21 protein-coding genes and 1 pseudogene are annotated in these 20,673 nt (G+C 44.7%); 5 read left to right on the top strand and 17 right to left on the bottom strand.

Annotation, left to right across the window (positions count from 1 at the left end; all coding sequences use genetic code 11):
• Positions 1-24: 24 nt before the first annotated feature.
• The 6 genes and pseudogenes from DXA18_RS11320 to DXA18_RS11345 form a co-directional block, all read right to left on the bottom strand.
• A pseudogene (locus DXA18_RS11320) lies at positions 25-671 on the bottom strand (potassium channel family protein).
• A 12-nt stretch (positions 672-683) separates the two neighbouring features.
• The gene (locus tag DXA18_RS11325) at positions 684-2,021 is read right to left on the bottom strand and encodes a TrkH family potassium uptake protein (protein ID WP_118383977.1); all 1,338 of its coding nucleotides are present in this window, start codon (positions 2,019-2,021) and stop codon (positions 684-686) included.
• Positions 2,022-2,139: 118 nt separating this feature from the next.
• The gene (gene trpD / locus DXA18_RS11330) at positions 2,140-3,165 is read right to left on the bottom strand and encodes an anthranilate phosphoribosyltransferase (protein ID WP_118383978.1); all 1,026 of its coding nucleotides are present in this window, start codon (positions 3,163-3,165) and stop codon (positions 2,140-2,142) included.
• 21 nt (positions 3,166-3,186) lie between these two features.
• Positions 3,187-3,303, bottom strand: coding sequence for a glutamine amidotransferase-related protein (locus DXA18_RS17645; RefSeq protein ID WP_118383979.1), 117 nt, complete (start codon positions 3,301-3,303; stop codon positions 3,187-3,189).
• Positions 3,304-3,600: 297 nt separating this feature from the next.
• Positions 3,601-5,004 carry an alanine/glycine:cation symporter family protein gene (locus tag DXA18_RS11340; RefSeq protein ID WP_118383980.1) on the bottom strand — a complete coding sequence of 468 codons (1,404 nt, stop codon included), beginning with the start codon at positions 5,002-5,004 and terminating at the stop codon, positions 3,601-3,603.
• 26 nt (positions 5,005-5,030) lie between these two features.
• A complete protein-coding gene (locus DXA18_RS11345) occupies positions 5,031-5,411 on the bottom strand; it encodes a C-GCAxxG-C-C family protein (RefSeq protein WP_118383981.1) in 381 nt (126 codons plus the stop codon).
• A 312-nt stretch (positions 5,412-5,723) separates the two neighbouring features.
• On the opposite strand from DXA18_RS11345, the gene DXA18_RS11350 reads away from it, so the two are divergent.
• From DXA18_RS11350 to DXA18_RS11360, 5 genes are all read left to right on the top strand, one after another.
• The gene (locus tag DXA18_RS11350; protein ID WP_118383982.1) at positions 5,724-6,782 is read left to right on the top strand and encodes an NCS2 family permease; all 1,059 of its coding nucleotides are present in this window, start codon (positions 5,724-5,726) and stop codon (positions 6,780-6,782) included.
• A 16-nt stretch (positions 6,783-6,798) separates the two neighbouring features.
• Entirely contained in the window at positions 6,799-7,038 is a 240-nt protein-coding gene (locus DXA18_RS17020) for a hypothetical protein (protein WP_330424558.1), read from the top strand.
• The gene (locus tag DXA18_RS17025; RefSeq protein ID WP_330424561.1) at positions 7,032-7,367 is read left to right on the top strand and encodes a phosphoribosyltransferase family protein; all 336 of its coding nucleotides are present in this window, start codon (positions 7,032-7,034) and stop codon (positions 7,365-7,367) included. The genes DXA18_RS17020 and DXA18_RS17025 overlap by 7 nt, the downstream gene beginning before the upstream one ends.
• 202 nt (positions 7,368-7,569) lie before the next feature.
• Positions 7,570-8,268, top strand: a complete 699-nt coding sequence (locus DXA18_RS16180) for a hypothetical protein (RefSeq protein ID WP_243007110.1) — start codon at positions 7,570-7,572, stop codon at positions 8,266-8,268.
• 35 nt (positions 8,269-8,303) lie between these two features.
• Positions 8,304-10,409, top strand: a complete 2,106-nt coding sequence (locus DXA18_RS11360; RefSeq protein WP_243007111.1) for an HD domain-containing phosphohydrolase — start codon at positions 8,304-8,306, stop codon at positions 10,407-10,409.
• A gap of 25 nt (positions 10,410-10,434) precedes the next feature.
• Here the strand turns inward: DXA18_RS11360 and DXA18_RS11365 are convergent, their stop codons facing one another.
• The 11 genes from DXA18_RS11365 to DXA18_RS11410 form a co-directional block, all read right to left on the bottom strand.
• On the bottom strand, positions 10,435-11,190 hold the full coding sequence (locus DXA18_RS11365) for an inositol monophosphatase family protein (protein ID WP_118383983.1): 756 nt from the start codon (positions 11,188-11,190) through the stop codon (positions 10,435-10,437).
• 20 nt (positions 11,191-11,210) lie between these two features.
• Positions 11,211-12,941, bottom strand: coding sequence for a hypothetical protein (locus DXA18_RS11370; RefSeq protein ID WP_118383984.1), 1,731 nt, complete (start codon positions 12,939-12,941; stop codon positions 11,211-11,213).
• Positions 12,942-12,965: 24 nt separating this feature from the next.
• On the bottom strand, positions 12,966-13,274 hold the full coding sequence (locus tag DXA18_RS11375; RefSeq protein WP_118383985.1) for a toll/interleukin-1 receptor domain-containing protein: 309 nt from the start codon (positions 13,272-13,274) through the stop codon (positions 12,966-12,968).
• Between the two features lie 156 nt (positions 13,275-13,430).
• Complete coding sequence (locus DXA18_RS11380; RefSeq protein ID WP_118383986.1) at positions 13,431-13,865, bottom strand: V-type ATP synthase subunit K; 435 nt, start codon at positions 13,863-13,865, stop codon at positions 13,431-13,433.
• Positions 13,866-13,886: 21 nt separating this feature from the next.
• A complete protein-coding gene (locus DXA18_RS11385) occupies positions 13,887-15,728 on the bottom strand; it encodes a V-type ATP synthase subunit I (RefSeq protein ID WP_118383987.1) in 1,842 nt (613 codons plus the stop codon).
• Positions 15,725-16,339: a V-type ATP synthase subunit D gene (locus DXA18_RS11390; RefSeq protein ID WP_118383988.1), complete on the bottom strand. Its 615-nt coding sequence runs from the start codon at positions 16,337-16,339 to the stop codon at positions 15,725-15,727. The genes DXA18_RS11385 and DXA18_RS11390 overlap by 4 nt, the downstream gene beginning before the upstream one ends.
• A gap of 12 nt (positions 16,340-16,351) precedes the next feature.
• Positions 16,352-17,647, bottom strand: a complete 1,296-nt coding sequence (locus DXA18_RS11395; protein ID WP_118383989.1) for a V-type ATP synthase subunit B — start codon at positions 17,645-17,647, stop codon at positions 16,352-16,354.
• 12 nt (positions 17,648-17,659) lie between these two features.
• Complete coding sequence (locus tag DXA18_RS11400) at positions 17,660-19,168, bottom strand: V-type ATP synthase subunit A (protein ID WP_243007112.1); 1,509 nt, start codon at positions 19,166-19,168, stop codon at positions 17,660-17,662.
• A complete protein-coding gene (locus DXA18_RS16185; protein ID WP_243007113.1) occupies positions 19,168-19,389 on the bottom strand; it encodes a hypothetical protein in 222 nt (73 codons plus the stop codon). Before DXA18_RS16185 ends, DXA18_RS11400 begins: the two co-directional genes overlap by 1 nt.
• A 14-nt stretch (positions 19,390-19,403) precedes the next feature.
• Positions 19,404-19,925 (bottom strand): hypothetical protein, encoded by a 522-nt coding sequence (locus tag DXA18_RS11405; protein ID WP_118383990.1) that lies wholly within the window; start codon positions 19,923-19,925, stop codon positions 19,404-19,406.
• Positions 19,926-19,937: 12 nt separating this feature from the next.
• Complete coding sequence (locus DXA18_RS11410) at positions 19,938-20,498, bottom strand: hypothetical protein (RefSeq protein WP_118383991.1); 561 nt, start codon at positions 20,496-20,498, stop codon at positions 19,938-19,940.
• Between the last annotated feature and the right edge of the window lie 175 nt (positions 20,499-20,673).

Here is a 20,673-nt window from a genome sequence, read left to right on the forward strand (position 1 = left end):
ACCTCTGTCTCTGTAATTATAACATTAAATCTTAAAACATTTCTGGATTACTTTATATTCTCCAAGAACTATCAATGTAATATGATCTGTCAACACGGTCTCTGGTGAAACTATTTCATGTATTTTACCATTTTCTTTGACCGCCATGATATTAATATTATATTTTTACGGATATCCAGTTCACCGACCGTTTTTCCCAGCCATTTTTCCGGAACTTCCACTTCAAAAAATGCATGTGTATCATCTACTTCTACGTAATCCAGGATATGATCAGACGCATAACGAATCGCTGTCCACTTAGCAATCTGTTTTTCCGGATATACCACTTCATCCGCACCGTTCCGCAGCAGGAATTTTTTCTGTACATCCCGCTCTGCCCTTGACACGACCAGTCTTGCACCCAGTTCTTTTAATAACGATGTTGTTTCCAGTGAATTTTGGAAATTGCCGCTGATCGTCACAATGCATACATCAAAATTACTGATTCCCAGTGATTTCAGGAAATTATAGTTGGTGCTGTCTCCAATCTGTGCATTCGTAACATACGGAAGCACAGTATTGATTCTCTCTTCATCAATATCCACTGCCATAATCTCATGTCCCAGGCTATTCAACTGGATTGCAATGTGTTTTCCAAATCTTCCAAGACCAATTAACAATATATTTTTCATCTTTCTGTCTCCTTATCCAACATTTACTTTTTCTTCCGGATATCTTGCAATATATCTGCTTTTCTCCGGAACAGCTGCATAGATCAGTGTCAGTCCCCCAACACGGCCAAAATACATCAGTATGATTAAAATGCCTTTCGACACTACTCCCAGACCTGGCGTCACGCCAAGTGTCAGCCCTACTGTTCCGACAGCTGATGCTGTCTCAAATAAACAGGCGGATAACGGGAGATGCTCTATGACGCTGATTGCAAAAGCACCGCAGAAAAACAGCGCAATATACATTCCTGCAATCGTTGAAGCATTTCTCACAACCTCATCCTTGAGTCTCCGGTGAAACACCTGGATCTGATCCCTTCGCCGGAACGTTGCAGCCGCATTGGCGATCATCACCGCAAAGGTGGTCGTCTTCATTCCTCCTGCCGTCGATCCCGGTGCACCTCCGATCAGCATCAGTATGATCATGAGAGCCTGGGATGCTCCTGACATTGCTGCCAGGTCTGCCGTATTATATCCTGCTGTTCTCGTTGTAACCGACTGGAACAGTGCATTCCACACACCATGCATACCTGTAAGCCCCCGGAAATCTTCAAAATAAAAGAACACTGCCGGAACCACGATCAGAAATGCTGTGGTACACAGGATCAGTTTACTCTGCAGCCGGTATCTCTTCCACTGAAAACGATTCAGATAAATGTCTTCCCATGTCAGAAAGCCGATTCCACCTATGATGATCAATAGCATAATTGTTATATTGATCACGCCATTTCCACTGTAGCCGGTAAGTGAAGCAAATTGGTGTGTCTTTGTTCCCAGAATATCAAACCCTGCATTACAGAACGCAGATATCGAGTGAAATACTGCCATCCAGATTCCACGCATTCCATATCTGCTGCAGAACGATGGTATCATAGCCACTGCTCCTGTTATTTCTATCAGAAATGTCCCACCCAGGATAAAACGGGTCAGTCTTACGATACCGCCCACCTGCGGTGCTGAAATTGCGCTCTGCATAACGCTTCTCTGCATCAGCGAAATCTTTTTCCCTGAAAGCATTGCAAATGCCACCGCGATCGTAATAACACCCAGACCGCCGATCTGGATCAGAAGTAATATTACAGCCTGTCCAAACATCGTCCAATAGCTTCCGGAATCTACGACCACCAGTCCTGTCACACATACTGCTGACGTTGAAGTAAACAGCGCATCAAAAAATGGCGTTATCTTTCCTGATGTACTGGAAAATGGCAGCATAAGCAGGAATGCACCTGCCAGGATTACTCCTGCAAATCCCATAATGATGATCTGAAACGATGTCAGATGTTTTTTTAGTCGCATATATCTACGCATAGTACATAAAACTCCTTTATCTTCATTCCGTTTAATACTATACGAGTCTTTATCTTAAGATGGTATAATGGTATTTCCATTTGTATTAAGATAGTATAAAGAACGGACAGCAATATTCTTATATCTCCGGCCGGTTGCTGACTTCGATCAGTTTCTCCAATGTCTCCAGTGCTTTACCGGAATCAATCAGCACACTCGCCAGTTCAATACCATCTTTCATATTTTCAGCCTTACCGCCAATGTACAGTGCCGCACCTGCATTCATCAAAACGGCATCACGCTTTGGTCCTTTCTCTCCTTTCAGGATGTTCTTCGTGATCTCTGCATTTTCATCAGGAGTACCACCCACCAGATCTTCTTTCGTACAGCGTGTGAGACCGAAATCTTCCGGCTTGATCACGTAAGTTTTAAACCATCCATCTTTAATCTCACATACCTTAGTCGGTGCGCTTATTGAGATCTCATCGAGTTTATCCTGACCGTATACGACCATGCCTCGCTTTACTCCAAGACTGATCAGTACCTGTGCCAGCGGCTCTACCAGATATTCATCGTACACACCAAGCAGCTGCATAGACGGTGTTCCGGGATTAGTCAGCGATCCCAGAATATTGAATACCGTACGGAATCCAAGTTCCTTGCGGATTGTTCCTACATACTTCATGGATGAATGATATTTCTGTGCAAAGAAGAAACACATACCGGCTTCTTTTAACAGCTCCACACACCGTTCCGGACTCTGCTGGATATTCACGCCCAGCGCTTCCAGACAATCTGCCGTCCCACACTTGGAAGAAGCTGCGCGGTTACCGTGCTTGGCTACCTTCATACCGCCTGCTGCCGCTACCAATGCAGAAGTGGTAGAGATATTAAAGCTATGTGCATTATCTCCGCCGGTACCTACGATCTCAAACAGCTCCATGTCTGTCTCAACCTTCAGCGCATGTTCTCTCATCGCTGCTGCACAGCCTGCGATCTCATCCGTTGTATCTGCTCTCGCACTCTTGGTAGAAAGTGCTGCTAAGAAAGCTGCGTTCTGTGTCGGAGAAGTCTCGCCGTTCATGATCTCGTTCATCACGTCGTATGCTTCTTTGTATGTCAGGTCTTCTTTGTTTACGATTTTTACAATGGCTTCTTTAATCATAACCTATCTCTCCTTTTCTCTCTATCGTATGAAAGCTGCAATCATCTGTTTTCCGTCCGGTGTCATGATAGATTCCGGGTGAAACTGCAATCCGTAAAGTAAAAAAAGTCCCTGACAGAAAGATACTCTTTCTGTCAAGGACGAATGTACGAATCACTATCCGCGGTGCCACCTTGTATTCACAGGAATAAACCTGTGCTCTTATCAGGATACCTCTATATCCCCGGCAACTGACGTATGCCTTCACGTTGCAGAATACTCTGTGAATCTATAATACAATGATCACTGTGATCATCATGACAGATAAAATCCGGTTCTCAGCATCCCGGACTCTCTGTAAAGGCATGATTGCCGTTATCTCCACTTCATCGGTTTGAAGTATTAATTTACTAAATAATAGCACGATGAAAAAATCATGTCAACGGTGAATTTTATTTAATTCCAACAATCGGTCTCATATTCCAGATCAATGTTTTTTGCCTTAAACACAGGGTTCACTCCTGCTTTCATCTGCTTCTCATAATCTGCCAACGCCTTCAGTGCAATATTAGACAGGATCAGAATGACCGGAATATTAATGAGAGCCATGACTCCCATCAACACATCTGAAATGTTCCAGAGCATGGACACTTCCATCCCGGCACCCAGGAATACCACCAGCGCAGATATCAGGCGAAATCCTTTCATGAAACCTTTACTTGGTTCACCTTTATGAATATAATTCAACAGATTATCACAATAGAAACAGTTGCCAAGTAATGTGGTAAATGCAAAAAGTACCATTGCAATTGCGATGAAGATCGGTCCGAAGCCGCCCAGTGATTCACGCAGTGCTTCCTGTACCCACGGTGCACCTTGCAGTTCTTCTGTCGGTGCGATACCGGATGACATACACATCATCGCAGTTGCAGTACACAGAAGCAGTGTATCAATAAACACAGACAGCATCTGCACCATTCCCTGTTTAACCGGATGACTGACCTGTGCTGACGCAGACGCATTCGGCGCAGAACCGATACCTGCTTCATTAGAATAAAGCCCGCGACGGATTCCCTGCATCATGGCTGAGCCTGCGAATGCTCCAAAAATTGCATTGAAATCGAACGCTTCCTCAAAAATCTTAGTGAATACCATCGGCAGATAGGCATGATTAATAATCAGAACCACGATTGAGATCAGGATATACGCCACTCCCATAATCGGAACCAATGTAGAAGTCACCTTCACAATACGGGAACCTCCGCCCAGCAGACACCATCCGGTAATCACTGCCAGAATACCTCCAATGATCCATGGCGACCACTTTACATCATAAAATGCAAATCCGGAAAATGTGGACTGCAGATTGTACGATGCAAGCATGTTAAATCCAAATGCATAAGTCGCAATCATAGAGATGCAGAAAACAATTGCCAACGGTCTGCTGTGAAGAGCTGCTTCTATATAATAAGCAGGACCGCCATAACATTCCCCGTCTTTTCCTTTTTTCTTAAATATCTGTGCCAGTGTACTTTCTACAAATGCAGATGCACTGCCAATGATCGCGATCACCCACATCCAGAATACGGAGCCGAATCCCCCGATACAGATTGCAGTCGACACGCCAACAATATTACCGGTTCCTACCCTCGATGCGGTAGAAACCATCAATGCCTGAAAAGATGATACTCCTTCATCATCCTCCGGCTTCTCTACAACTGCCATGCATGCATCTTTAAATAATCTTATCTGTGGCAGTTTTGTCCGGATCGTAAAATAGATTCCGGCTCCGATCAGCAGTATCACCAGCAGCTTGCTGTACATGAACGTACTGATAGTGTCAATAATCATTCCCAACATAAAACTTCTCTCCTTTATCTTCCAGCTTAGCCAAGCTGTTTCTCCAATAGTTCGGCAGCTGCTCTGATGCAGTCATCACAAGGCAGGATTACCTTTCCTGTCTCCACACCCTTAAGTTCCTTACAGACTACTGTTCCGTATGTCTCCTTAAATTCTGTCATGATCGCACGAATATCCTCTGTTGTCTTCTTGCGATCCTTATGGATCAGTCCTAATACCATCGCTGCACCTGACAATGCACCACAGTTGCCTTCCATAGTCGCAAGCCCAACCCCAAATGCCTGAGTAGCTACTTTTAATGTCTCCTCATCTACCCCGGCTTCTTCTGCGAAACTACATGCAACAGCCTGTGCACAGTTACACTTTCCATTGTACTTCTTTTCAATTGCCAACTCCGCTTTGCTCATAACCAGATTTCCTCTCTTTCGTTAATTTCAAGAATGCCTCGGCATTTCTTGATTTATGATTACTTCCCAGTTGATTCTACTATACATCATAAGTTTTTTCCAGAGATATTTACGGATGCCAGGGGCAAAAGACTATTTATTAGCATAAGTTATCAATGTCCGTTAAAAGTTCTCATAACCAGACTCATTTACACCCACAGCATTCGATGTTACACTTTTATTCAGGCAGGACATCGTACGACAGCGTACTCATGATCCTGCCAAACCACGTTGTTGACTTAATATTTATTACTTATTCTAGGAGGAAAAACTATGAATGCAATTATGACTGACCTGATGGCTGTGATCGGTGTCGTACTGAATGGACTTCCGCAGGGACTCCTGGCACTGGCTTATGGATTCGCCTCTGTACCTACTGCACTGGCATTTTTTGTAGGTGCGATCGGTAACACGGTAACACAGAGCGTGGCTCCGATCTCTTTCCAGGCTGAGACGATCACTTACGCCGGAACAGCCGGCAAGGACCGTTCTGAGCGATGCACCATGATCTTTATCGGCGGTGTGATCATGGCTCTGATCGGTGCTCTGGGTCTTTTAACTAAAATCGTGAATTTTGTCGGTGAAGATGTCGCTTTCGGTATGATGGCCGGTGTTGGTATCATCCTTACCAAAGCTGCAATCGATATGGTAAAAAGCGATGCCATTTCCGGAGGCGTATCTCTGGCAGTAGCACTCATTACTTATTATTTCACAAAAGACAGTGCTAATACACTGGTATATACCATCGTGATCTCTGTTGTCGCATCCTGCATTGCCAATGCAATCTTCAACAAAGAAAAATCAAGCATTATCGTAGAAGATGACAAGTTCATCCGTCAGAAATTCACCATCAACGCTAACGTAATCCTTGGTGCTCTCGGAATGGTATGTCTGAACATCGGTTCCAACATTTCCTTCGGAGGAATCACAGCCGGAATGGCAACAGGCGGTAATTACAATGTAGATACACTGACTGTAATCTCATCTCTGGCAGATATGTGCTCTTCTTTCTTCGGTGGTGCTCCGGTAGAGTCTATTATCTCTGCTACCGCTAATGCACCACATGCTGTATGGGCCGGTGTTGCAATGATGGTTGTGATCGGTGTGATCCTGCTTCTGAAACTGCTTCCGAAGATCGGTAAATACGTACCGGCTTCTTCTATCGCAGGTTTCTTATTTGTACTTGGTATCTTCAAGACCGTTGTACTGGATGCCCCTTCTGCCCTGGCAACAAATGCTGCAGTAGGCGGAACAACTATGGTCGTAACAGCAGTAACCAATCCATTCCTCGGAATGCTCGCCGGTGTTGCAGCTAAGTTCCTTGGATTATAAGGAGGAATATGTTATTATGAAAACATACAATATGACTTTGTGTAATGTAGATCGTACCCTTCCATTTATCCCGATCAGCGAGGATATGGCATTTGCAAGTTTCGTAGTCCTTGGCGATACAGAACTGGTCAGCGCCTGCGCACCTGAACTTGCCAGAAAAATCGGCAATGTGGATGCTATCGTAACCGCAGAAGCAAAGGTATCGCACTTGCATATGAGGTCAGCAGACAGCTTGGTCTCAAAGAATTTATCGTAGCCAGGAAGAGTACAAAGTCTTACATGAAAGATGTGGTATCCGCATCCGTTCATTCCATTACAACTGCCGGAGAGCAGCATCTGTATCTGGATGGAAAAGACGCCGATAAGATCCGTGGCAAAAGAGTCTGCCTGTTGGATGACGTCATTTCTACCGGAGAATCTCTCCACGCACTGGAGTGCCTGATGGAAAATGCAGGCGCCAAGGTCGTTAAGAAAGCCGCAATCCTTGCAGAAGGCGATGCAGCAGACAGAGAAGACATCATCTTCCTGCAGAAGCTTCCGCTTTTCCGCAAGTTATCCGATGGTGAATACAACGCTATCGACTAAACTCGTTTTTCATCTCGAAAAGCCCCGGGGTATACGGTCCAGCAGCCGTGTATCCCGGGGCTTTTCCCTTTCTTCACTTCTTTCTTCCATACAATTGCAAATGCATCCTGCACCGCTTATAATAAATATAGCAGGAGCAAAAGGATTGCTCCCACCACAAACAACCATCTCCCACCAATAAAATACAAGGAGTATTTCTGTCGTGACAAAAGATAAATACGTAATCAGTAAAACCAAACGCTATCCCTATTATATCCTGATGTTTGCAATCCTGATCTGGTTTGTAGCTATGGAGATATTTGGAACAAATGAACGAATGATTGATATGGCAGCAGATTCTCTCATTTATTCCGGAAGCTTTACCTGGCAAAAGCCGGATGGATCCACGGAATCTGTCGATGTACCCGGACATTATTCTATTCCCGCCGGAGAGACTATGATTCTCACGACGACACTTCCCGATGATTACAATGCCCATGTGATTGCATTTCGTTCTTCTCTGCAGGATGTCAAATGCTATATTGACGGTGAACTGCAAACCGAATACAGCACCAAAGATACCAGACTATGTGGCAAGAATTCAGCCAGCCGTTATATATTCTGCGATACCTCTTCTGCCGATGCGGGGAAAGAACTCCGCATCGAACTGACGACTTACACGCATAGGTATTCCGGCGTGATCAATCCGGTATACTGCGGCGACCGTGCCGGAATCTGGGTCCATCTGTTTGAACAGCACGGATTAGAGACTGTAATTGCATTCTTCATTCTCTTTTCCGGTATTATCAGCGTACTTTTCAGTATCGCGCTAGGGCTGGTATACAAATCCAAATTCGATATAGAATATCTGGGCTGGTGTATGATCATGGGCGCAACCTGGATGCTCGGTGAATCTAGCTAAGACAGCTCCTGTTCCCTAATTCATCCGTCCTTTCCATGCTGTGTTTTGTAATGATCATGCTGGTTCCGATTCCAGTCCTGTTCTATGCAGACAGCGTACAGCAGGGACGATATCATAAGCTGCATCAGGCTCTTGTCTATATCGCAGTCATTAACTTCACAGTCTGTACGATCCTGCATGTAACCGGCATCGCAGATTATATCGAAACGCTTCCGATCAGCCAGATCATCTTAGGCGTCACATTTGTCAGTACCTTTATTACCTTTTATAAATGTATGAAACAGGGCACGATCCGCTCTGACAGACTGACCTTAATCGGACTGTCTGCCGTTATGATATCGGCAATCGTTGAAGGGTTGTCTGTCTACTTCGTAGTGTCCATTTCCGGTATGTTTACGGGTATCGGTATGATCATTCTGCTCTTTATAGCTGTACTTCGCACCATCCGTAATGTACATAATATGGAAGTCCAAAGACAGCAGCGCGCGCTTGAAAAACGCCGCCAGCAGACGGAGCGTCTGTCTCTGCAGATGATGCGGACCCTGGCTCTCACCGTTGAAGCAAAGGATGAATATACTCGCGGACATTCTCATCGGGTTGCCGAATATGCTGCGCTGATTGCAAAAGAACTTCACTGGAGTCCTAAAGAAATCCTGAATCTGAAGTACGCAGCTCATCTGCACGACATAGGAAAGGTCGGTATCCCTGATACGATTCTGAATAAGCCAACCAGACTGACTCCTGAAGAATATGCTGTCACAAAAGAGCACACCGTCATCGGCGGTGAGATTTTGAAAAATATCACGTTGCTCAAACAATCCGCTGATGTTGCCCGCCATCATCATGAACGCTATGACGGCAAAGGTTATCCGGATGGACTGAAAGGAACTGATATTCCATTGTATGCCCGCATCATAACCATAGCTGACAGTTACGATGTCATGAACACCAATCATGCCTGCCGCAATTCACTTCCTGAAGCATCTATCATTCGGGAATTCCGTGAAAACAGCGGCACGCAGTTTGATCCGGAACTTACGGAGATTTTTTTAACGCTTCTGGAAGAACACCGATTAGATATCAGTTCTGATTATCTGCATCCGGAAAATGATCTGGGATTTACCGCAATTGAAAATGATATCAACCGCTTTATCTCCAATGTCATGACTACGATGAAAACACACGAGGACAGTGAAACTTATGATTTTCTGACCGGACTGCCGATGCGGAGTCGTGGTGAGAAGCTGGTGTCTCAGTTTATGCAGAAATACGATGGTTGCCTTGTCTTCATTGATATGGATAACCTCAAACAGATTAACGACACGCATGGTCACAAAGCCGGTGACCGGTCGCTGAAACTGCTGGGGACACTACTGTCAGATATGACACCGGACGCAGTTGTCTGTCGTCTGGGCGGTGATGAATTTCTGTTCTTTATGCCAAATGCCACTGAGGCAACGATCACAGCACAGGTTCACACTCTATTCGATAAATTCAATGCAGCCAAGGCTAAGGATATCCAAATCCGCAGTGCTTCTCTGTCAGCAGGTCTGTGCATGACTACTACAAAAGATGCCTACGAAGACTGCTATACGAAAGCAGACAAAGCTTTGTACTATGTAAAACAGAACGGGAAAGGCAATCTCTATTTCTATCACCAGTTAGAACAGAAACTCACCTCTGATTCTGCCATCAATAAAGATCTGACACTGATTGCACGCTCCCTGCGCAGCAGCGGCGACTACTCCGGTGCACTGGATCTGGATTACCGTCAGTTTGCCAAGTTATACGAATACATCAACCGGCTGGGAAGCCGCCATCAGTATCCTTGTTATCTTGTCATGGTAACGATGAAAACTGCGCCGGAACAAATGACCTATATTGAAAATATTGAGGAAGCCATGGAATGCATGAAGCATTCGATCCATCAGAGTATCCGCTCCGTAGATATCTGCACCAGATACAGCTCCATGCAGTATCTGATCATACTCTTCAAACCAGATGAGAACTATATCCCGAAGATCTTGAACCGTATCTTCGCAGAATACTACAAGCTGTACAAGAAACACAATTTCATGCCTGGCTATGAATATCTCCGTATAATGGATAAACCAACAACTGATGAGACCCGGCAAAGATAATTCTTACCATTCAAGAAGGTGCGCCTTACGGCGCACCTTTAATATTCCGGATATCATCATTTCCAAAAATATACAGATCCCCTTTCTGTACATACGTCCCACCGGCTTCCGTAAGAATTAATATCCCGGCGGAAATGTCCCACAGATTCAGATCCAGTTCCAGATACATCTTCGCTTTCCCCGATGCTACCAGACAGATATCAAGAGAAGACGGTCCGATCCGCTTCATATCCGATGCGATTGCATAATACTTCTGTACAATATCTAATATCTTCCCTGTCTTCCTCCTGTCATATGGCATTCCAAACACCACAATCCCTTCATCCGGCGGAAATGTCCTGACTCGCAGCTGTGTTACCATTCCTTTTTCCCGGATATAGCTTCCCTTTCCTTTACATGCGTAATACCAGATATCATCTTTAGGGTTATATACCACCCCTAAGAGAATATGATCCGGCTGTTCATATACGAGAGCTACAGACACTGCATACTGCAGGCCATTGATAAAATTAGTCGTTCCATCAATCGGGTCAATAATCCAGTTAAACTTCTGCTCCAATTGTGCTTCCGTTTCCTCTGCGATCACCCCGGAACCCGGCACCAGCTGCTGAAACCGATCGATCAGTTCCTGTTCTATCTTCTTATCAACCGTTGTAACAAAATTACCCTGTCCCTTTTTTTCGATTGAATACGAGGTACCTACATACTTATCCACCACATTTTTGATGGTTGGGATCAGTGTTTTCTCGCAAAATTCCAGTCCATACTCCATATGATCCATTATCTCTTACTTCCTTCTCTTTAATATATCCACATAAATTCACATTGCTCTGTCAAAAAAGAACTCAATTCTTCCAGATAGGAATTGCCACCTATATAGTTGGTCTTTCCATCAAAAATTTTAACAGGCAAAAAGATCGATTCTGATATCCGATTCCTTTCCGAAGTTGAATCACCGATCAGAAACTGTATTGACAGACTGTTCTGTGTCTTGGCAGACAGGACGCCCTTGTATGTCTTTAACTTACGCACATTGCGGTTGCAGACAATATCCAACACCTTACTTCCAATACATATGCGGAATGTATATGCCGGAACAAACGGTGTCCTTTTGCTGACCGTCCCTTCTTTTGCCTGGCATTCCTTTATGCTTTCTACAAACAGTTCGATCAGATTCTCAATATCACTGAAATCCACTTCCCAGTACGTAGAACGGTTTGTAATATACTCGACCAGTTCGATATACTCTCTCCAGTGCATTCCTTCCCGATATGAAATGATCCGGTCCAGTGACCAGTTCTCAAGATAGAAATTATCACCAATCTCCCCGATCTTATCAAGTATCGCCTCATTGCCGAAAAATTCTGAAAAAGCATATTCCAGTTCATCCGGACTCACTTCTTTCAGTCCATGTGTCAGATATAGCTGATGGATAAATGTATCCTCCGGTCGTATATCACTGGGGATCAAGGCTGCACAATTAAAAAAGTTCGTGAAAATGGAATTATAATATACATCTATCATTTTTTTCAATTCCCTGTGAAATGGCTTATTTTCATCAAATATGCAATTCAGTACCGGATCCGGATGATTTTCTGACTTATCAACCACCACAAAATTACGGTAAAACGCTGACCGGCTGTATCCTTTCACATCCGACCTGCGTCCCGTCCCAATGATGTGTGTCTGCAAAAACACAGACATTTCGATCTCCTTCAACGTTGATAAAAATTCTTTTTTCTGAACGACATCAAAATCAAAACATTCTGCCAGCATATCATTCGTCTCTTTATTAAATGCCAGTGTTGTACACTGCTTCACGAGTTCCTGACTGTGTTTGTCTACCGGCGTCTCCCAGTTTTCCCGAATACAGTACATGGCGATCTCTGTACACAGCCGGTTCCATTCATCGACTGCATGGCGCATCGTAGAGTACTCCGGCAGCTCATCCACATACGGCGTCAGTTCATGGTCACCATACAAAAATACAATAATGCTTCCGTTCTTCAGCAAATGTGCAAATGCATTCTGCTCCCGTTCCTTGTATTCGTGTGCAAAATATAATTTCTGCAGACTTTTGCTGTTAAGGATCGATGCCCTGTTTAAGATGATCTGTCTTGTATGCATCAACGCAAGATACAGATTCTTCATCTGATATGTCTCTAAAAACTGCTGGACACATTCTGCTTCAAACCCATAATGCATAAACTGCCCCTTCATGTCTGAATCATCCGCAATGATCTCATCCGGCAGCCACTGGTTATCCAATGCAAAAGGAAATGCTGTCGAAGGAGCAAGGTCACTTGCATGTACCCGGTAAAAGCAATTCTCAGCAACATTATCATATACCTTCTCCGGCACCCCGGCCTCGTAAATATATTCATTGCTTTTACGGAAATCAATCCCTTCCGTATACGTCATCTTACCATTCAATGCACGTATCAGCTCCTGCATTTTTGCAATACTGATCGTCCCTTTTGCATCAAGCTGGATAAACTGGATAACTTGCAGACACTCGATAATCTTCTTCACCTTGCCGTCACCGGTATCCGGAAATCACGATGGATGCACATTGCCAATGACTACAAACAACACATAAAAGTTCTCATCTTTTTCATTTCTGTCCAGTGCTTCCGATATTTCACGCAGTACTTCCATCCTCCGCACCGAATTCTTGGAAATCAATGCGATCATCATGTCTGCTGTCTGCAGTGCTTCATTGATATTATTGGCCCAGCTCTGACCAACCACTAATTTATCCACATCTATCCAGACATCATATCCCTGTCTGGTAAGAAACCGTGCGATTCCCTTTGCACACACGCTGTCCTGATGTGAATAACTGATAAAAACTCTCTTACCCATGCAGTTCCCTCCTAAAAAAGCTGACTTAATTATAAAGGAAATATCAGAGAATTTCCACCTCTTCAAATGCTTTCAAAAAAAGCCTGCTCAACTCATCGCACATACAAAAATGGTGCCGAGAATAAATCCCGACACCATTTTTATTTTTTATTCTTCTTAGCCTAACAGCAGTAAGCCGAATACCAATGTAAAGAGGGCTACTGTCTCTACGATACCGATTACGATAAAGTAGTTCGCTGTACCTTTTCCGGTTGCGCCAAGTGCATCAGCTGCTCCGGCTGCACACTTGCCCTGGAATAATGCGGAAAGTCCGATCGCAAGTCCGCAGAAAAGTCCAACGCCAAGTGCAAGTCCTGCGTCTGCTCCGCCATCTACTGCACTCTTGATAAAGTTCATAAGAAGGAATCCGTAGATTGTCTGTGTCAGAGGTGCTCCGGCAAATGCGATCATAATGAACGGTGCCGGTTTACCGCTTGCATAACACTTTTTCCATGCTCCTACTGCTGCCTGTCCTGCAAATCCTGCACCAAATGCTGATCCTGAAGCGGATAAACCAAGTGCAGCTGCCATTCCAATAAATGCTAAATTCATAATCTTTCTCCTTTATAAATACTATTTTTCAATCTTATCGTTTACTTTAAATGGTTCGTATGCGACTCCTGTCCATTCCAGACCTGCCTGGCCTGAGAACTCCAGCACATTCAGTCTGACACCGTGTACTACGACTGACAGGAAACACATGACAATGTTCAGTGCATGTCCGATCAATACAACCACAATACCAATGATGATAAGTGGTCCGTGGAATCCGGCTGCAATTCCGTTGAAACTCTGAGAAATGGCAAGTCCTGCCATACCTACCGCAAACAGACGGATGTAACTCATAACGTTACCAAAACAGCTGATCGTATTTAAGAATACGGTAAATGCATCTGCGAGTCCTGCTTTAAGTCCCTGTGCAAATGTACGATCCGGTGCCATGCCGCCAAAGAGGACTACCAGCGCAAATGCTACGCCGATCAGTACAAAAATTGGTTTGATCGCCAGCTTCTCGCCGATTACCAGATAAAGTGCCAACAAATACATTGCAACAATCGCTACAAGCCATCCCAGGTCTGCCACCCAGCTCAGATCTTTGTTAGAAAGCTTCTTCTTGATCGAGATCAGACTTCCAAGTGCCATCTGAATTGCTCCGATGGAAAATGAGAACTTCATGATCGTGTTCTGCTGCGTAAGAGCAGTCACGCCAAAGTACCCCGGATAGTTTGCAAAATCAGGAATTACCAGTGCCCTCAGGAACGGAACATTCATTGCCGATTCCAGACCAAACCAGGTTCCGGTTATCGCACCCCATATGATCGTCACGATCGATAATACAAATAGCAAATAAACTGCATTATTAAATTTCTTTGATTTCGCTGCATATGCAATGGTTCCGATAAGAATCAGGCATCCATAACCTGCATCTCCAATAATCATCGCAAAGAACAGTGTAAAGAACAGGAAGAACCAAAGGGAAATATCCGGTTCTCTGTATCCTGGAAGAATACCAAGTATATCAAATACCGGTTTGATCAGTCTGGATACTTTACCGTATTTCACTTTTGTAGGAATCTGCATATCATCCTCAGCTACATCTTCCTGCGCCCATGCCCAGCCATTTTCTTTCGCAGCTGCTTTGAATCTCGAAAGATCCTCTTCCGGAAGATATCCGGAGATCCATACAAAATCCTCATCGCTTTCTGCGGTCTCGCTTGCAGATGAATAATTCTCCGCATTCTGGGCTTTCAACATCTGAACCTGAAAGCTTGACTCATACACTGCTGCTTTCTTAAAGACTTCTTCACACTCAGCAATCTGCTTCTGACTGTCTTCTATCTCTTTTGTCAGTTCGTCGATTCCCTTTTCCGGAATTGCGAACTCTGCCGCAGGTATGGTCGCCGGCAGGCTTCCTATTACAGCAACGGTATCCATCTTGTCAATCGATGCCAGCCGGACCATCTGTACATTTTCATCCTGCACTGCCATCTCATACTCACGCTTACCTAATCGGTAAAAATGAAGATCATACCCTGCTTCTTTTAATTGTTTTAATTCAGCCGGAGAGAACTCACCCCAGGCTTTGATTCGTTCGATCTCTGCATTGGCTGCACTGATATCCTGAACCAGCGTGGACTTCTTATCCAGCGCATTCAGTACGCCCTGATACAGTTCCTCAAATTCTTTGTCGGAAAGAACAGGTGCACTGTTTTTGTTCTTTGATTTCTTATCAGGTGCATAATCCAGCAGTTCCGTCGCCGTCTTGGAAAGTGTTGTAAATCTTTCCGTCGCCGCACGTGCCGGACTCTTCTTTTCTGCCAGATGCAGAAGTCCGAGATTACGAAGTCCTTCGAGCATCTCGTCTTTTCTGGAGACGGATGACACGACATAGACCATTTGCATCTTTTCTATCATTGTGCCGCCTCCGTTAATTTTTTCTTTGAAATCTTTCCGCGTACAACTGCCGCTGTCTGCTGATCTCCGAGGAATACACCGATCACGCGGATATTCTCCTTGGCTTCCGGAATCTTGACCTTCTCAAACAGATTCACTCGCTGTGAGGTAGAACGAAGTTCCTTCTCAAGGAGTGCCTCCTGCTTGCGGAGCGTCGATACCAGAGCATCCAGACGGGCAATCTCGCGAAGCTTTATAATCGCAGTATCAACCCACAAAGGATAGTCGTCAACGTCATAGCTGATATCTTTGAATGTCAGCTCCTGAAATGCAGGAACTGTCACGCCGGCGATATTCTCATTCTTACAGATAACGGTATCCGGCTGCACCAGGTAATCAAGCTTCATGTCCTCATCGAAGATTTCATTCTCCGCGAACACTGCTACCCAGTCATCCAGGTCTCCGATCATCTGAGCACGTTCGACTTCCTTCTCATCCAGTTCAGCCTTGGTCTTCATGATCACTGACTGCAGCTGCTGCTTCTTAAGCTGCAGTGTCGGAAGATAACGCTGATACTGTTTCAGGCGGTCTTTCTGCACCTTCTGCTCATTTTTAGTAAGTTTGATAGCCATTAGCTGCTCCTTTTATTTTAATGCATCCTTATCCGGCCATCTCTCCTGCAGAAGACTTGTCTTCAAACCGGTCTCATTTGGCTCAAAGCACTCTGCAAGGATCTCCCAGCCAAGATCAAGTGCATCTTCAAGTGGAATGTTCACACTAAGATCCATTAATTTCGTCTCAAATAACTCGCCGTACTTCAGAAGCTTCTCATCCCATTCACTCATCAGGAATCCCATGGATTTCTTCTCAAGTGCTTCCTTATACTGAGAATACAGACGGATCATACCATCCATCAGTGCGCGGTGGTCATCTCTCGTCTTACCATTTACATTCTGTTTCAGACGTGACAGAGATCCAAACGGTTCAATGTGTCCATTCTTCAGATAATACTGACCTTCTGTAATATAACCTGTATTATCAGGTACCGGGTGCGTAACATCATCACCAGGCATCGTCGTAACACCAAGGATCGTGATAGAACCGGCTCCCTCGATATCAACGGCCTTCTCATAACGGGATGCAAGACAGCTGTACAGGTCTCCAGGATAACCTCGGTTCGAAGGTACCTGTTCCATAGTGATCGCCATTTCCTTCTGTGCATCTGCGTAGTTCGTCATATCGGTAAGAAGTACCAGTACTTTCTTACCGTTAAGCGCAAACTGCTCTGCAACAGCAAGTGCCATATCCGGCACCAGCGTACACTCTACGGTCGGGTCAGACGCGGTATGGATAAACATAACCGTATGGCTCATAGCACCACCTTTTTCCAGTGTATCACGGAATGCAAGGTAATCGTCATATTTCAGTCCCATACCTCCAAGTACGATCACGTCTACTTCCGCCTGCAACGCAATACGCGAAAGCAGTGCATTGTAAGGTTCTCCGGAAATAGAGAAGATCGGAAGCTTCTGGCTCTCTACCAGTGTATTGAACACATCGATCATCGGAATACCGGTACGGATCATATTCTTTGGAAGAATACGCTTCGCCGGGTTAAATGACGGTCCGCCGATCGGAATCATGTTCTCAGTAAGTGCCGGGCCGTGGTCTCTCGGTACACCGGCTCCGTCAAATACACGTCCGAGCAGGTGATCTGAGAAGGATACCATCATCGGCCGTCCAAGGAAGCGTACCGGATCGCTGGTTCCTACACCCTGCGCACCTGCAAATACCTGCAGAGATACCACATCTTTATCAAGTTTAATTACGTTCGCATAACTGTCGCCTACCAGAGCCAGGTCGCCAAGGCGCACATCCTTCGCTCTGACAGTAACAACGTTACCGACGATTGATTCAATTTTTGTATATACTTTCTGCACGCTAACATCCTCCTACTCAACAGCTTTTGATTTGTAGAATTCTGAGATTTTCTTTTCCTGTGCGTAGAATTCCGGTGATTCGAATTCTGTACCATGCCAGTCAAGGAACTCCTGTCTCAACTGATTGAAGAAACCTCGGATCTCGTTTTTGTCATCCAGATCATAGGATGCCATCAATGCATCGTAAAGGACGCCAAACTCTTCCCGCTGTCTATCCGGAGAGCATGCCGCATCAATCGGATCGAATGAGTTCTGCTGCAGATATACGGAATCAAGAAGCTCACCCTTCTGATAAATGATGTAATCTTCTGCGGAAGTTCCTTCCTCACCAACAACCTTCATCATCTGGTTGATCTCATTTCCTCTGTGCAGAATAGAACGTGCTTCCTCCACACGAGCCATATCTACAACTCCATCGTATTTGGACCATGAATCCATCGGATGGATCGCAGGGTACTTACGTGCATCGGAACGCTCTCTGGAAAGTCCGTGGAATGCACCGACTACCTTCAGTGTTGCCTGTGTTACAGGCTCTTCAAAGTTACCACCGGCAGGTGATACGGTACCACCGATCGTAACGGATGCAATCTTGCCATCCTTAAGTCTTACCTTACCGGCACGCTCATAAAACGATGCGATCGTAGACTCCAGATATGCCGGGAATGCCTCTTCACCAGGAATCTCTTCCAGACGTCCTGACATCTCACGCATGGCCTGTGCCCAACGGCTGGTAGAGTCTGCAAGAAGAAGTACATCCAGTCCCATCTGTCTGTAATACTCAGCCAGTGTTACAGCCGTGTAGCAGGAAGCCTCTCTGGCAGCTACCGGCATAGAAGATGTGTTACAGATAATGATGGTTCTCTCCATCAGAGATCTTCCGGTCTTCGGGTCTTCCAGTTCCGGGAACTCTTTTAAGATCTCTACGACCTCACCGGCACGCTCTCCACAAGCTGCCACGATAACGATATCTGCCTCACCATTCTTAGCTTCCATATGCTGAAGTACGGTCTTACCTGCTCCGAAAGGTCCAGGTACACAGAATGTTCCGCCCTTCGCTACCGGAAGGAACGAATCGATACAACGGATCTGTGTTACCAGAGGCTCGTCCGGGCGAAGTCTCTCTTCGTAGCACTTAACAGCCTTTTTGATCGGCTGGGTAATAACCATGCTGAGTTCTTTTTCTTCTCCATTGCCATTTTCAATGACACAAATTGTCGCTCTTACATGATAAGAGCCTTTTTCTTTGATTGATTTAACTTTCCAGTCACTGCCTTTCAGCGTGAATGGAACCATAATCTCATGTGTAAATAATCCTTCAGGAACACTGCCGATTGAATCTCCTGCTTCCACAGCATCTCCCACTTTTACAGATGGTGTAAATTCCCATTCTCTGTCCGGAATCGGATCAAGATATACACCTCTCTCAAGGAAGAAACCACACTGCTCTGCAAGATCCGGCAATGGATTCTGAAGTCCGTCAAATACCTGGGTCAACAGACCTGGTCCAAGTTCTACGCTCATCAGTCACCGGTGAATTCTACCGGATCTCCAACCTTGATACCGTTGGACATCTCGTAGATCTGCATGCTGGCAACACCGTTGTTAATACGGATAACCTCTCCTTTCAGACGTTTTCCATCAACAAGGATATAACCCACTTCATTCTTATGAACTGAACCATTAAAGCTGACATTCGCCAGGTTTCCATTAATACCAGTTACATATCCTGTTACTGTTTCCATCAAATTCTCTCCTGTTATAAGCTATAGACGCGCTGCTGCACCTGATCAAAAAGACGTTTGAATTCCTTCTGTCCCTTTGACTGAACAAAACAGCTCTGGCGCTCAAGCAATTTTAGTTTAATCGCATACCCGAATAAATATCTGTCATCGAAAGTATGCAGGCCTACCAATGAATCAAGATTATCAAATTCGCACTCCAGCAGGATCTTCTCTGCCTCCAGCGGATTCTTCGCAGCCATTGCAGCTCCAGCAACCTGTGCGATCACCGAATCCTTATCATAGGATGTCAGATACGGTCTTCCCAGACTCACGCTCCTCTGATAATTAAGCTCACCCATAAGATTCTTATAAAAAGCTGACCACTCTTTTAACAACGGTCCCTCTTCAGACGAAAGGGTGAGATTCTTCAACAATTCATACTTTGATTCACTTACATTTGACTGGCACACGTCAAGAAACTCATCGTAAGTCATCGGCATGTCACCATCTGTTCTCAGGTCCGGCAGGCTGGATATCAAATAATAATATGAAGCCATAAGCACCTCCTGCTAGAAATCAAGATTTCTGAAATATGGCATCAGCATCTGCATGATCTCTTCGTCAGAACAGTCGAAATAACCCGAACCATCTTTAGCTGCCAGGCGGAATCCCGCACGTACACTCTTGGTCGGTTTGATCTCAAGACCATTCTTAATTTCTTCTGCAAGTTCTGCTTTGAGCGAATCACTCACCTCAGCAACTTCAACGGAATAATTCTGTACATCTTCATCTGCCACAACAGCCTGGATCAGCTTGCCAAGTGCAGCATCTGAAAGGTTATTCTTAATCTTTGCAGAAAGGATCTTTTCAAATTCAGCCTGGACCTCATTCTTAAATGCAAGCATAGCATCGCGCTTTGCCTGCTCAGCACTAAGTGCTGCACTCTCTTTCAGAATGTTGATCTCTTTTTCTGAAGTCTCCTGAATATTCTTAGCCTCAGCCTTCGCATCCGCAATAATCATTTCAGCCTTTTTCTTAGCTTCTGAAATAATTGCTTCTGCTTCCGCATTCGCCGCATCAATGCCGTCCTTGCGGATTGACGAAACTAAGTCTTGAATCTGTAACTCCATAATTTCACTTCCCTTCATTTTTCAATTGTACTATTTAAGAAACAATTCAAGTTTAATTATAATACATACTTCTTATATAAACAAGAATTATTTCCAAGCATTCTGACACATTTAATATTTTGTCCAGATTTTGTCAAATTGTCTAACAATTATCATTTTCCATCTTGTTAGTTTC

The organism is Dorea sp. AM58-8 (assembly GCF_003464045.1).
In the GTDB taxonomy this organism is placed as follows: Bacteria; Bacillota; Clostridia; order Lachnospirales; family Lachnospiraceae; genus Claveliimonas; species Claveliimonas ammoniilytica.